Genomic DNA, 12,737 nt, shown 5'->3' with positions numbered 1-12,737 from the left:
ATTTCGAAGAAAACTTAATAGAGCAAAGTAAAATATTCGTTTTGGATATCAAAACATTCTGAAAGAGAATCTAGGGAAATCGGAAAACTTTCCGGAACCGTAAATTGTTCGGAGTAAGGTTCTACGTAATTCATTAAACTATTTAACATGTATATTATGGCTAAGAAAGAAGGTTTATCAGTTGAAGAAGGAAGTAAAATGGCGCCTGAGAAGTTTTATATTAAGATTGCAGCAGACGGTCCATATTTATTATATGGTAATCCACCTATTGATCAAGAGATTATTCTACCTAATGAGGAAGGATCTGCTTGGGTATATCAGAAAGGCAAACATTTTGAAACTAACGAGAATCCGGTTTATTTGTGCAGGTGTGGATTTTCGAAACATAAACCTTTCTGTGACGGTGCACATAAACACGCTGATTGGGATTCAACTGAAACCGCTTCTCATCGTCCTTTGCTGGAGAATGCCGAAGTGATTGAGGGACCAACTATGGTTTTAGCTGATAATGAAAGTTATTGTGCTTTTGCTCGTTTCTGTGATGCATACGGTCGAATATGGAACTTGGTAGAGAGGGCAGAGAGTGAAAAAGAACGTGAATTAGTACGCCGGGAAGCCGGGCATTGTCCTGCCGGAAGATTAGTCGTATGGGACAAAGAGACAGAGACTATATATGAGCCTCCTTTTGAGCCGTCTATCGGTATAATTGAGGATCCGGGAATAAAAGTAAGTGGTCCTATTTGGGTGAAAGGTGGTATTCGCATAGAAGGAGCAGACGGCAAAAGTTATGAAATAAGAAATAGAGTGACATTGTGTCGTTGTGGGCAATCATCCAATAAACCATTTTGTGACGGCACTCATGCCAGTATGCGTTTCTGTGATGATATTCCACTGGAAATGAGAAATCTTTAAAACCTTATATAAATTATCCCTGTAAAATAGAATCCAGCTCTTTTTATTCTGTGTATAAGAGGTAGTATGCAGACACTATGAAAGCTAAAATCTATTATATTTAAGGAGGATAATGTTGTTAAAACAGTTTTCTTTATTCTATTAAAGAAAATATTTTATGGGTTAATACGATGCTCTATGTTTAATTATCGATATTCTAAATTTAGTCCTAGTAATAGTTCGGGTTAGTGATTATGATAAGTATAAAGACAATTGAATATTTTTATTGCATAGTATTATTCTTTGATTTTGAAAGTTTTACTTAAACTAACAGACTTGGCTCCTACAAAACTATATAAGGTGGGTATTACGCATGATATCCCCAGTCCGACTAACATAAAGCCGAAGGAATTGATTAACTTTCAAAGCTATAGACTCAAAAAAACTTCCTAATAGTGTGGAAATAAAGAAGCCTAAACAAATAAAACTTCCTGCAATTTGCAAAACTCTCTTTTTACCGAATTGCCGATAAGCATAGTTTGTCAAGAAGCGTCCCATTAAAAAGCATAGTTGCCGGCAAATAGATCTTTAAAGTCAGGTATACGGCTTGCCCAACTTGCCATGTAAAGTTCTCGGGCAAAAAAAGAGAGTAAAGATAGCGAAACGTATTCTTTAGGATACGTAAATTGCATATTCATGTGTGTTTTTATTTTTGGCGGGGGCAAAGGTATCTATTTTTTTTGTACTTTTGTGCCCGATTAAAAAAATATCACTATATGAAGACAAGCGAATCTTTATTATCTATAGGTAAATTTATTGCAGAATATTCAGCCCATTTAATGGGAGCCGGAGTTCATACTTCGCGGGTTGTGCGCAACTCAAAACGTATTGGCGAGGCTTTTAATGTAAATGTGAAGTTGGGCGTTTTTCATAAAAATATTATCTTGACCATTATCGACAAAGAAACTCATGAAGCATGTAATGAAGTAATAGATATTCCAGCACATCCCATTAGTTTTGAACATAATTCCGAATTAAGTGCATTGAGTTGGGAGGCGCTCGATAAACATTTATCACTGGAGGAATTGACTGAAAAATATAATAAGATTATTAGTGCTCCTAAAATACATCCATTATTTGTATTAATTCTGGTTGGCTTTGCCAATGCTTCTTTTTGTAAGTTGTTTGGCGGTGATTTATGTTCAATGGGTATAGTTTTCTCTGCTACAATTACCGGATTTTTCTTAAAACAACAGATGCAGAAGAAAAAGATCAATCATTATATTACTTTTATTGTTTCGGCATTCGTTGCTTCACTTTGCGCTTCGACAGCGTTGATATTTGATACAACTTCGGAAATAGCGATGGCAACCAGTGTATTATATCTTGTTCCGGGAGTTCCTTTGATTAATGGTGTGATTGATGTAGTAGAAGGATATGTGCTGACCGGTTTTGCGCGTTTAACAGAAGCTTCTCTTTTGATTGTAAGTATTGCCATTGGGCTTTCATTTACATTATTAATGGTAAAAAATAGTTTGATATGATAGCATTTGATATTTTAACTGACGGACTTTTTGCAGCAGTGGCCGGTATTGGTTTTGGAGCCATTTCTGATCCTCCTTTGCGAGCGTTCAAAATGATTGCAGTTTTGGCGGCATTGGGACATGCATGTCGTTTTTGTCTGATGACTTATTTAGGAGTAGATATTGCTACAGCTTCCCTGTTTGCGGGATTGGTGATTGGCTTTGGTAGTTTATGGCTGGGCAAAAGAGTTTATTGTCCAATGACAGTACTTTATATTCCGGCATTGCTTCCAATGATTCCGGGTAAGTTTGCATATAACATGGTGTTCTCGTTGATTATGTGTTTGCAGACTGTCAATGAACCTGATAAGTTTGGTAAATTTATGGAAATGTTTTTTGCTAATTCTTTGATAGCAAGTACAGTTATCTTTATGTTGGCTGTAGGAGCTACCTTTCCAATGTTCGTGTTCCCACATAGAGCTTTTTCATTAACAAGACACTAATTAAACTACATTTATGGAGATTTTTTGGAGAACAATTGGATATTATAATTCTGTTACCTGGATATATCAGATAGCAATTATCTTGATTGGGATTGTACTGACCGCATTGCTTGTGAGCAAGCCTTGTCCATGGAAGAAGACGGCTATGAAAATCTATATGATAGGACTGTATACATGGATTTCGGTTGTCTATTATTATATTTGTTGTGAAGAACGTAGTTATAATGGGGTGATGGCTATGTTTTGGGGAGTAATGGCTATTATATGGCTCTGGGATATTATTACGGGCTATACAACTTTTGAACGTACTCATAAATATGATATACTTTCTTATGTGTTGTTAGCAATGCCATTTGTCTATCCTCTTGTTTCTTTAGCTCGCGGATTGACTTTTCCGGAAATGACTTCTCCGGTAATGCCTTGTTCGGTAGTGGTATTTACCATTGGATTATTGCTGTTATTTGCCCATAAGGTGAATATGTTTCTGGTTCTTTTTCTTTGCCATTGGTCACTGATTGGATTGTCTAAAACATATTTCTTCCAAATACCCGAGGACTTTTTGTTGGCAAGTGCGACCATTCCGGGCTTGTATCTATTCTTCCGGGAATATTTTTTAAATAACCTGCATGCAGATACTAAGCCAAAAGCGAAATATATAAACTGGTTGTTGATTACAGTTTGCGTGGGATTAGCAGTATTATTAACTACTACTATGTTTCTGGAATTGATACCTAAGGCATAGAACGAAATAGTGTCATAAAAATAATCCTCTCATTTTCATATTTGGAAAATAAGAGGATTATTTTTATGGAAGGAAACTATCGAATAGCATAAAAAAAACGGAGTGCGAATTGTGTAACTTTATCTGGCAACCAATATTTGCATTTAGCAAATAACACTTGTACCCATGGTCCTACTTTCGTTCGAAAAGGAGGATTTTGAGAGGATACGATCTTACAGATAGTACCTGCTAGTTTACGAGGATGGCAACCATTTTGTTCTTCTTTCACTATAATCTCTAAAGATTTGGCAAAACTCTGTCCGTAATCAGCGTCTTTCAATGTCGCTTCTGATATATTACGATTGGCAGTAAATCCTGTCTTGAAATCTCCCGGTTCTATCAGACATACCTTGATGCCAAAAGGATGAACTTCCAAAGCTAATGACTCGCTATATCCTTCTACGGCAAATTTAGAAGCCGAATAAAATCCTTGATAGGGAATACCCATTACGCCACCAATCGAACTGATATTGATAATCTTTCCTTTGCGAACTTTACGCATGAATGGTAGCACCATTTTACACATATTTACTACACCAAAGAAATTGGTATTCATTTGTGTCATTACTTCTTGATCAGTAGCTAGTTCTAATGCGCCTCCAATCCCGATCCCGGCATTATTGATCAGTACGTCGATTCTTCCTTGCTCCGATATTATCTTATCAATAGCACATTGTATGGAATACATATTGGTAACATCAACAGCTAACATTTTTACATTTCCTATATTTTCAGAAGCCTTTCTACTGGTTCCATAAACGATATGTCCCTGTTCTGATAACATTTGTGCTGTATATCTACCAAATCCGGAAGAAGCCCCGGTGATAAGTATGACTTGTTCTGATCGCATATTTACTATTTTCGGCAAAGATAAATATTCTTTTAAATAGAGTTATTCACAATCTTCAAAATTTCTACAAAATCTGTCTATACTTTTGCCTACCTAAAATAGGTGACAAATGAATAAAACGGCTAAATATCAATTTACGATTGTAGTTCCGGTATATAATGAAGAAGATAGTATTTATATTCTGGAAGAAAAAATAGGTACATTTTTGCTTCATTCCCTTTTGCCGGCTTGTGTGCTTTTTGTGAATGATGGTTCTAAGGATAAAAGTTTAAAACGTATCATCGAAGTATGCGAGCGGAATAATAACTTCTTTTATTTATCACTGGAAAAGAATTCAGGATTGAGTGCAGCTATTAAGGCGGGTATAGATGCTACAGAATCGATTTATGTGGGATATATGGATGCCGATTTGCAGACAACTCCCGAAGATTTTAATTTATTACTGCAACATATTGCCCGGTATGAATTAGTGATGGGAATCCGGGCTAACAGACAAGATACTTTTTTCAAGAAACTCCAATCGAAAATAGCTAATGGCTTTCGTCGGATGATGATACAGGACGGAATACAAGATACAGGTTGTCCGTTGAAAATACTTCATACGAATTTTGCTAAACGTATTCCTTTCTTTACGGGTATGCATCGTTTCTTGCCGACGTTGATTCTTTTGCAAGAGGGAAAAGTAAAACAAGTTCCTGTTCGCCATTTTCCTCGCGTCACAGGGAAATCTAAATATCATTTGTGGAATAGATTGATATCACCTTTCATTGATTGTTTTGTTTATCGTTGGATGCGAAATAGATACATTAATTATCGAATTACAGATACTAATATAACCATACAATGATAAATATGGATTCTCATTTTGTCATCTTATCTATTGGATTTTTGGCTCAACTCTTTTTTTCTGCCCGTATCCTTGTGCAATGGGTTTTATCTGAACGGGCAAAACATGTTGTATCGCCTTCCATCTTTTGGATTTTAAGTTTGGCCGGTTCTTCCTTGTTGTGCCTTTATGGATGGTTAAGAGATGATTTTTCTATCATCTTGGGACAATTCATAACCTATTACATTTATTTATGGAATTTGAAAGAGAACGGAATCTGGAAGAAGATTCCCGAAATAGTTAAGGGAATATTCCTACTTACTCCGATGGTTGTTACAGTTTTTATGTCATTAAATCTCACGCAATTTATTGATAATTTCTTCAGGAACGAACAAATACCTTTATGGCTATTGATATTTGGTTCTATAGGTCAGGTGATATTTACACTGCGATTCGTTTATCAGTGGATTTATTCATATCACCATAAAGAGTCTGTTTTACCAACCGGCTTTTGGATTATAAGTCTGATAGGTGCTTCTATTATTGTCATTTACGGAATCTTACGACTGGATATTGTATTAATCTTGGGACAATCATTCGGTTTAATAGCTTATATCCGAAATTTATATATAGAATATCATTACTCAAAATCCGTCGCACATGAGAATTAACTATTTATATATATTTATTTTAGTGGCTTTGTTACCCATCTTGATTTTTCGAGATTATACTCCTAGCAACGAACTCCGTTATTTAAGTATTGCTGATGAAGCTTTACGTAACGGAACCTTTTTTACCTTTACCAATCAAGGAATTCCTTATGCTGATAAGCCTCCTTTGTATTTTTGGATTGTCATGTTAGGAAAATATTTGTTGGGAGCACATTACATGTTATTCTTGTCACTGTTTTCATTGATACCGGCATTTGTTATTGTACATATAATGAATGATTGGACTCGACAAAAAATAGAAAGGGAATATATGCTGACCAGTCAGTTGTTATTACTTAGTTGCGGACTATTTCTAGGTTCAACTCTTGTATTACGGATGGATATATTGATGTGTATGTTTATCACTTTATCTCTATATACCTTTTATAAAATGCTGACAGGAAAGGGTAATCAGCAAATAAATGCAATCTTATTTCCGATATATATTTTTCTGGCTATATTTACGAAAGGTCCTGTAGGCATTCTAATACCATTATTATGTACATTTGTTTTCTTACTATGGACCAAGCGTATACGTTCTTTGGGACGTTATTGGAATTGGAAAACATGGAGTATTCTTTTAATATTATGTACTATTTGGTTCGGTTGTGTATATTGGGAAGCCGGAGGTGAATATCTACAAAACTTACTCTTTCACCAAACAGTAGACCAGGCAATCAATTCATTTCACCATGAAGCACCTTTCTATCATTATTTTGTTTCTATCTGGTATTCGATGTTTCCCTGGTCATTATTATTAATAGGGGTAATTGGAGTTTCAATAAGAAAAGGTTGGATTCACACAGAACTGCAAAAGTTCTTTCTGGCTGTATTGATTACTACTTTTATAATGTTGTCTTTTGTCAGTTCTAAATTGGAGGTTTATTTGCACTTGATTCAAATAAAAGTTTTTGGGGGAAATCATGGGAATTCATTTCTAGATTTACTTACCAAGGACTGAATAATACGATCGGTTTTGTAGCTTCGCATTTGTATAATACATTTGGGAATGTCTTAGATGTGGACACGAAATTTGGAGCAACTGTATTGACTACAACCAATATGAAAAATGGAGAAGCTTTCACAATGGGTAGTTGGATTATTGGTGATAAGGATACTAGAGCTGATCCTAATAACAGTACCTTCCAGCACGAATATGGACATTATTTGCAAAGTCAAGCTATGGGTTGGTCCTATTTTTCTAGAGTTGCATTTCCAAGTTTGCTGAGTGCAAGTAAAAATGATGGTAAGCACAGATATAGAGCATTTGAGAGCGATGCCAATTATAGGGCATTTAAGTATTTTAATAAAAACGTAACAGGGTTCTATACGAGCAAAGATGAATGGAATTCGAATTCTCCACATGTAAAAGGATGGGACTTTAAAGGTAATCCACTTGTTCCTTATGGGACTCCCGATGGCCAAAGGTATGTTGATTATGCAAATGGTGAACAAATGAAACAACTGAAAGAATCACTCTCTTTTAGTGCGAAATGGTATAATTTCTTTATGTTGATTTCTCCTTTTGAGAGTCAAGACTTTAATGGAAAATAGTAATTGTTAAAAAAGAGCAAAAGAAATGGCTTTTATCATCATTTCTTTTGTTCTTTTTCTTGAAAATCACTATCTTGCATGTATCGATTTTGTCTAAAATCTATAATGGCTATTATGTTATGAAAAAGATATTTTTTATATTTTGTATATTGTTTCTAGTGGCAACAGCTTCAAGATGTTCAATGGAAGAAGGTTGGGGAAACCCTTTTATTACTATCGTAAATAGAAGTGACAAATCTATAGAATTTATCATGGGGGAACATTATCCTGATACTGTGTTTCAATTTGGACATAGTATTTCTGTAGGACCGAATGATCAAAGAGATTATACCTATTATTTGTCAAGAACAAAGTTATTTAAGAAGTATCCAATCATGCAAGTTTTTGCTATAGATACAGAAAATACTACTTTGGCAATTGATACTATTAGAAAATATCATCTTTATGAACGATATGAATTGACTAAAAAGCAATTAGAGGAAAATAATTGGATTGTTGTCTATCCAAAAGAATAGACCACTGATGGAGTGCAGAAAAAAAATGATGGATGATCGTATTATGAAGGTTGTGAAGTAGTAAGCGTTACTTGTTACTTTGCAACCTTTTTGTTTGTGGGAGTTTCTATGAAACTATAGAATGACTTTTCTTTTGTACATTTGTTGGCTAATGAGTGAAATATTTCATTTTATACTTTTATGTGTTATTATCTGGAAATCTTGTGTTTAGAAGAATTGAACAATTTCTGAACAAAATTTTAACTGTAAAATGCCACGTTTTTACCAATTTTACAAAAACAAAAAATAGAATGTGGTATGAAGAATAAAAAGAAATTTTTCGCATTGTTATTATTGCTATTGGTGTCATTCCGTCTAAGGCTGAAGAACCAGTAAAATTCCCGGAGCAGGGCGGGTGGTGGATTGACGATAACAGATATCGCGTAGTGATTCGTGTTAATAGGCCGAATGATATTGTTGAAATGTATTCGGCGGTAGATAAAACTATTTTAGTTGAAGCCGAAGATTCGAAGGGGCAAGTCGTTTATTTCTCATCTCTGAAGATAGGGAAAAATGAAATGTATCAACTGCCATTGAATAATACTGAGCTGGGGGATGTTACTATAAAAATAGAGTTTATTTCCGATAACATAGATTCTAAATAAGCAAAAGATAATGGGAGATTGATAATATATTCATTCTCCCATTAAAAAAATATGTTATAGCACAATAAATTTCGTAAAGTGCCGTATAATATATCTATTTGTTAATATTGTTAGAATCATGAGACAAAGTCTATTATATATTGTAGTATGGGTATTGTTGTGTAGTGGATGTGGAAGATCTTATCCGGATGAAATAGTTTTAGCAGAACGTATTATTAAAGAAAAACCGGATAGTGCATTATCTTTTCTAAAATCGATAAAGCATGAAGTTAACAAGAAGCCTATTGATATACAGATGTATTATAATTTGTTGTTAGTGAAAGCGTCTGATAAATCCTATGAATTGCATACTTCTGATTCATTGATAAAGCAGGTCGTTTTGTATTATAAAGAAAAAAAAGATTATGAAAAATTGACAACAGCCTATTATTATTTAGGTAGGGTTTATATGGATATGTGTAAAACTCCCCGGGCACTTGATGCCTTCCAAAAGGCTGTGGAAATATCTTCTGATGAGCAAAATAGTGATATTCAGGGACTCATATTTATACCTATTATACATGGCAGATTTCCCGTCCGGAGAATATGGATGTGTATTTACAAAAAGAGGTACAAACTGTTACGTGGGAAGAGATTATTGAAGGGAAACTGCATAATGCTATTTTGATAGTACCGATACGTGAAATGGATACATTGAGAAAAGTGATTATTGAGAAGCAAAGTTATGTGAGTGGTAATTATGGTATAGTAATATTATAAATGAAAAAGTATATGAAAGTACTAGTGACGGGAGCTGCCGGATTTATAGGTTCATTTGTGGTAAAAGCATTGTTGGGACAGCATTATGAAGTTATAGGGTTAGATTGCATCAATTCTTATTATGATACGAGATTAAAATATGCACGTTTATCAGAAGTAGGTATAGCTCAAGAAATGATTAAAGACAATCAGATGATTACTAGCCGGACAGAAACGCTTTATCGTTTTATAAAAATGGACTTGACGGACCATATCGGAATGATTCATCTTTTTGATGTGGAGAACTTTGATTTTGTTATTAATTTAGCGGGACAGGCAGGAGTGCGTTACTCTATTGAAAATCCTTATGCTTATGTAGAGACAAATATATTAGGTTTCTTGAATATATTGGAAGTTTGATTGGAAGCTCCAAAGAATACGGTAAACCGGTGCATATTATTTCTATAAGTATAATGTATACTCCATCCATGGTATTCGCAGATTGCTTTTGCAATAGCTAGTCCCAGACCATTGCCCTTAATTTTCTCCGAAGGACGATAAAAACGGGTAAATAGCAGCTTCTCTTGCAGTTCACCTTCAGCGGAAGTGTTGGCTATGATCAACTGGCGTTCTTTGATTGATATGAATATATTTCCGTCTTTAATGTTGTGGCGTACTGCATTAACAATTAGGTTATTAATCAAGCTTTCAAGCAAAGATTGATTGGCTTGTATAAACATGGATGAATCTTCCAGATCGGTATATACGGTTATACCTTCAGTGAGTTTGTTCATTAATGGCAATATATCCCTTAAAGTTTGGACTGCATCGATTTGTTCCACTTGGTTATATTGATGATTATCAATTCGGGTAAGAAGTAACAGGTTCCTGTTTAAGCGTGAGAGGCGGTTGGTTACTTCATATAAAGTTTGAACGATTTCAGCCTGTTCTTTTGTCATCTCGGATTGTTGTAACAGCAGATCCAGTTTACTTTGAAACACAGCCAAAGGAGTTTGCAACTCATGAGAAGCATTTTCTGTAAACTCTTTCTGTGATTTATAGCTTTCCAGATTTTTTTCATCAATTGAGTAATGGCATTATTCAGGCGGGTAAACTCTTTTATATCACTCTGCATAAATTGAGGTATATTCTCTCCTTCTAATGAAAATTGTTCTATACGATGAAGGGTATCGTCAAAAGGAACCCACAGACGTTTAGAAATCAATCTCATCATGAGAACCAGCGAAATACTCAGTACTCCGGCAATTAATACGAATTGATATACAACTCCTATCATTAAATCCTCTTCCAGATCAGTAGGGGGGGGTAAAGGATTGCCTTGTTCCGCTGCATTCATTATTTCTATCAAATCTTCGGCATAATAATGTTCTACAAGAAAATAGAACAGGGGAGTGGCTATTAACAATAGTATGACTGCACAAATAATAAACTGCATCAGAGGTTTATTCAAAAGACTTTTCATTCTACCCATTTGTATCCGGTTCCATAAATATTTTTAATACAATCTTGTGCTCCTGCTTCGACTAATTTGGCTTTTAGATTCTTGATATGTGCATATACAAAATCCTGATTATCTAACATATCAGCCATGTCACCGCTCAAATGTTCGGCAAGTGCACTTTTGGAAATCACTTTATTACGATTCCCGATGAAGAAAAGAAGTAATTCATATTCTGTTTTCGTCAATATAATGTGATTACTATTTATATGAACTTCTTTACTTAATAAATCAATAGAGACATTATTGCTACACATCGTATTATTACTCGAAAACTGTTGGCGACGAATGAGAGCATAAATGCGTACACTTAACTCAGGGAGATGAAACGGTTTTGATAAATAATCATCTGCTCCTATTTTAAGTCCGACTATCTTGTCATTCAGAGAATCTTTAGCCGAAACAATAATGACTCCTGTAGTTTTATTCAGACGTTTGATCTCATGTAAAATATCCAATCCATTTCCGCCGGGTAACATTAAATCCAACAAGATACAGTCGTAATCGTATAGACTGATTTTTTCCATTGCCTCGTCGAAAGTGAAAGCTTGTTTACATAAATAATTTTCAGAACTTAAAAAAGTAGCAATACTACCTGAAAGTTCTTTTTCGTCTTCGATAATCAATAGTTTCATTTCTGATTTATTAATATGTTCAGGTATTATACAGTATTCATATCATTAGGACTTAGTCGTAGGTTACAAATCTACATATTCTAATGGATATCATAAGCACCCTTAATCAAATTATTTATTGCAAAAATAAGAGGAGAATATTGAAGGAATTTTGAAGAAAGAAGTATTTCGCAATTAACTAATCAGATTTTTCTCTATATTTAGAACCTGTTTCTGAGTATTCACTAATAAATGCCGGGAGAAAATGAATAAGATATTTATTGTAATTGCATATTGTCTGTTATCTTCAACTTTCCTTTTTGCACAAACCATAGAACAAAGAGTGGCCCTCAAAAACGGATATGTTCGTGAAAAGTGTGATGGAAATTCTTTTGCAGCTTATTTACGACAACTTCCCTTGTTTCCGGAAGGAAGTAAAGTCAAACTTTATAATGGACAAGAAAAACGCAATCAATCAGCTGCTTATGCTGTGGTAAATATGGAAATCGGTAATCGGGATTTGCAGCAATGTGCAGATGCGGTGATACGTTTACGGGCAGAGTATCTATGGGCACAAAAGCGATATGGTGAAATCAAGTTTAACTTTACCAGTGGTTTTCCGGCAGAATATACGAAGTGGGCAGAAGGGAAACGTATGAAGGTAAGTGGAAATAAAGTGGAGTGGTATGCCGCAGGAGGAAAAGATTATTCATATAAAACTTTTCGCAAATATCTGGATATGGTATTTATGTATGCCGGTACGGCCTCTCTCGCAAAGGAACTTCAAACAGTGCCTTACACCTCTTTACAACCCGGAGATGTTTTTATCAAAGGGGGCTCTCCGGGACATGCTGTAATCGTGATGGACGTTGCTATCCATCCAACGACAAAGAAAAAGGTCTTTTTATTGGCACAAAGTTATATGCCGGCTCAACAGATTCATATCTTAGTCAATCCGTCAGATCGCAATCTGTCTCCTTGGTACGAACTGACCGATACAGACGATGGAAATCTTTATACTCCGGAATGGACATTCGCAAAGAAAGATCTAAAGCGTTTCAAATAAAGT

Annotated in this window: 16 protein-coding genes and 1 pseudogene; 12 read left to right on the top strand and 5 right to left on the bottom strand. The window is 34.9% G+C overall.

The annotated features are described in order from the left end of the window. Positions 1-156 precede the first annotated feature (156 nt). On the top strand, positions 157-912 hold the full coding sequence (locus tag EJF25_RS06450; RefSeq protein ID WP_125040552.1) for a CDGSH iron-sulfur domain-containing protein: 756 nt from the start codon (positions 157-159) through the stop codon (positions 910-912). A gap of 311 nt (positions 913-1,223) precedes the next feature. On the opposite strand, the pseudogene EJF25_RS25515 reads toward EJF25_RS06450, so the two are convergent. After that, a pseudogene (locus EJF25_RS25515) lies at positions 1,224-1,446 on the bottom strand (MFS transporter); the annotation flags it as partial. Positions 1,447-1,667: 221 nt separating this feature from the next. Between EJF25_RS25515 and EJF25_RS06440 the strand changes: the two are divergent. Genes EJF25_RS06440 through EJF25_RS06430 form a run of 3 tightly spaced genes read left to right on the top strand, consistent with a single transcriptional unit; the run spans position 1,668 to position 3,659 of the window. Continuing rightward, entirely contained in the window at positions 1,668-2,435 is a 768-nt protein-coding gene (locus tag EJF25_RS06440; protein WP_125040551.1) for a threonine/serine exporter family protein, read from the top strand. After that, positions 2,432-2,917 (top strand): threonine/serine exporter family protein, encoded by a 486-nt coding sequence (locus tag EJF25_RS06435; protein ID WP_125040550.1) that lies wholly within the window; start codon positions 2,432-2,434, stop codon positions 2,915-2,917. Before EJF25_RS06440 ends, EJF25_RS06435 begins: the two co-directional genes overlap by 4 nt. A 13-nt stretch (positions 2,918-2,930) precedes the next feature. Further along, positions 2,931-3,659 carry a DUF6064 family protein gene (locus EJF25_RS06430; RefSeq protein WP_125040549.1) on the top strand — a complete coding sequence of 243 codons (729 nt, stop codon included), beginning with the start codon at positions 2,931-2,933 and terminating at the stop codon, positions 3,657-3,659. 76 nt (positions 3,660-3,735) lie between these two features. On the opposite strand, the gene kdsR is transcribed toward EJF25_RS06430, so the two are convergent. Further along, on the bottom strand, positions 3,736-4,548 hold the full coding sequence (gene kdsR / locus EJF25_RS06425; RefSeq protein WP_125040548.1) for a 3-ketodihydrosphingosine reductase: 813 nt from the start codon (positions 4,546-4,548) through the stop codon (positions 3,736-3,738). A 109-nt stretch (positions 4,549-4,657) separates the two neighbouring features. Here kdsR and EJF25_RS06420 point away from each other — a divergent pair, with 109 nt between their 5' ends. From EJF25_RS06420 to EJF25_RS06390, 7 genes are all read left to right on the top strand, one after another. Continuing rightward, the gene (locus tag EJF25_RS06420) at positions 4,658-5,395 is read left to right on the top strand and encodes a glycosyltransferase (protein ID WP_125040547.1); all 738 of its coding nucleotides are present in this window, start codon (positions 4,658-4,660) and stop codon (positions 5,393-5,395) included. 5 nt (positions 5,396-5,400) lie between these two features. Continuing rightward, entirely contained in the window at positions 5,401-6,045 is a 645-nt protein-coding gene (locus EJF25_RS06415) for a lipid-A-disaccharide synthase N-terminal domain-containing protein (protein ID WP_125040546.1), read from the top strand. Continuing rightward, the gene (locus tag EJF25_RS06410) at positions 6,035-7,045 is read left to right on the top strand and encodes an ArnT family glycosyltransferase (protein WP_125040545.1); all 1,011 of its coding nucleotides are present in this window, start codon (positions 6,035-6,037) and stop codon (positions 7,043-7,045) included. The genes EJF25_RS06415 and EJF25_RS06410 overlap by 11 nt, the downstream gene beginning before the upstream one ends. A gap of 59 nt (positions 7,046-7,104) precedes the next feature. Next, on the top strand, positions 7,105-7,638 hold the full coding sequence (locus EJF25_RS06405; RefSeq protein ID WP_125040544.1) for a hypothetical protein: 534 nt from the start codon (positions 7,105-7,107) through the stop codon (positions 7,636-7,638). Between the two features lie 119 nt (positions 7,639-7,757). Continuing rightward, a complete protein-coding gene (locus tag EJF25_RS06400) occupies positions 7,758-8,153 on the top strand; it encodes a hypothetical protein (RefSeq protein ID WP_125040543.1) in 396 nt (131 codons plus the stop codon). A gap of 762 nt (positions 8,154-8,915) precedes the next feature. Continuing rightward, positions 8,916-9,464 carry a tetratricopeptide repeat protein gene (locus EJF25_RS06395; protein WP_125040542.1) on the top strand — a complete coding sequence of 183 codons (549 nt, stop codon included), beginning with the start codon at positions 8,916-8,918 and terminating at the stop codon, positions 9,462-9,464. A gap of 104 nt (positions 9,465-9,568) precedes the next feature. Then, positions 9,569-9,955 carry a GDP-mannose 4,6-dehydratase gene (locus EJF25_RS06390; RefSeq protein ID WP_125040541.1) on the top strand — a complete coding sequence of 129 codons (387 nt, stop codon included), beginning with the start codon at positions 9,569-9,571 and terminating at the stop codon, positions 9,953-9,955. On the opposite strand, the gene EJF25_RS25510 is transcribed toward EJF25_RS06390, so the two are convergent. Genes EJF25_RS25510 through EJF25_RS06380 form a run of 3 tightly spaced genes read right to left on the bottom strand, consistent with a single transcriptional unit; the run spans position 9,907 to position 11,689 of the window. Then, on the bottom strand, positions 9,907-10,536 hold the full coding sequence (locus EJF25_RS25510; protein WP_235016742.1) for a sensor histidine kinase: 630 nt from the start codon (positions 10,534-10,536) through the stop codon (positions 9,907-9,909). The two genes, EJF25_RS06390 and EJF25_RS25510, sit on opposite strands and share 49 nt — an antisense overlap. Further along, positions 10,491-11,018, bottom strand: a complete 528-nt coding sequence (locus tag EJF25_RS25505) for a hypothetical protein (protein WP_235016741.1) — start codon at positions 11,016-11,018, stop codon at positions 10,491-10,493. Before EJF25_RS25505 ends, EJF25_RS25510 begins: the two co-directional genes overlap by 46 nt. Further along, positions 11,015-11,689, bottom strand: coding sequence for a response regulator transcription factor (locus tag EJF25_RS06380; protein WP_125040540.1), 675 nt, complete (start codon positions 11,687-11,689; stop codon positions 11,015-11,017). Before EJF25_RS06380 ends, EJF25_RS25505 begins: the two co-directional genes overlap by 4 nt. 244 nt (positions 11,690-11,933) lie before the next feature. Here EJF25_RS06380 and EJF25_RS06375 point away from each other — a divergent pair, with 244 nt between their 5' ends. Next, positions 11,934-12,734, top strand: a complete 801-nt coding sequence (locus EJF25_RS06375) for a DUF4846 domain-containing protein (protein WP_125040539.1) — start codon at positions 11,934-11,936, stop codon at positions 12,732-12,734. Positions 12,735-12,737: the final 3 nt, after the last annotated feature.

It is taken from the genome of Bacteroides faecalis, assembly GCF_003865075.1.
In the GTDB taxonomy this organism is placed as follows: domain Bacteria; phylum Bacteroidota; class Bacteroidia; order Bacteroidales; family Bacteroidaceae; genus Bacteroides; species Bacteroides faecalis.
This window is presented reverse-complemented; position numbering and strand designations above follow the sequence as displayed.

Bases quoted from the DNA above. Each gene is read 5' to 3' on its own strand.
- EJF25_RS06450 (WP_125040552.1), top strand. From the start codon at position 157: ATGGCTAAGAAAGAAGGTTTATCAGTTGAAGAAGGAAGTAAAATGGCG.
- EJF25_RS06440 (WP_125040551.1), top strand. From the start codon at position 1,668: ATGAAGACAAGCGAATCTTTATTATCTATAGGTAAATTTATTGCAGAA.
- EJF25_RS06435 (WP_125040550.1), top strand. From the start codon at position 2,432: ATGATAGCATTTGATATTTTAACTGACGGACTTTTTGCAGCAGTGGCC.
- EJF25_RS06430 (WP_125040549.1), top strand. From the start codon at position 2,931: ATGGAGATTTTTTGGAGAACAATTGGATATTATAATTCTGTTACCTGG.
- kdsR (WP_125040548.1), bottom strand. From the start codon at position 4,548: ATGCGATCAGAACAAGTCATACTTATCACCGGGGCTTCTTCCGGATTT.
- EJF25_RS06420 (WP_125040547.1), top strand. From the start codon at position 4,658: ATGAATAAAACGGCTAAATATCAATTTACGATTGTAGTTCCGGTATAT.
- EJF25_RS06415 (WP_125040546.1), top strand. From the start codon at position 5,401: ATGGATTCTCATTTTGTCATCTTATCTATTGGATTTTTGGCTCAACTC.
- EJF25_RS06410 (WP_125040545.1), top strand. From the start codon at position 6,035: ATGAGAATTAACTATTTATATATATTTATTTTAGTGGCTTTGTTACCC.
- EJF25_RS06400 (WP_125040543.1), top strand. From the start codon at position 7,758: ATGAAAAAGATATTTTTTATATTTTGTATATTGTTTCTAGTGGCAACA.
- EJF25_RS06395 (WP_125040542.1), top strand. From the start codon at position 8,916: ATGAGACAAAGTCTATTATATATTGTAGTATGGGTATTGTTGTGTAGT.
- EJF25_RS06390 (WP_125040541.1), top strand. From the start codon at position 9,569: ATGAAAGTACTAGTGACGGGAGCTGCCGGATTTATAGGTTCATTTGTG.
- EJF25_RS25505 (WP_235016741.1), bottom strand. From the start codon at position 11,018: ATGAAAAGTCTTTTGAATAAACCTCTGATGCAGTTTATTATTTGTGCA.
- EJF25_RS06380 (WP_125040540.1), bottom strand. From the start codon at position 11,689: ATGAAACTATTGATTATCGAAGACGAAAAAGAACTTTCAGGTAGTATT.
- EJF25_RS06375 (WP_125040539.1), top strand. From the start codon at position 11,934: ATGAATAAGATATTTATTGTAATTGCATATTGTCTGTTATCTTCAACT.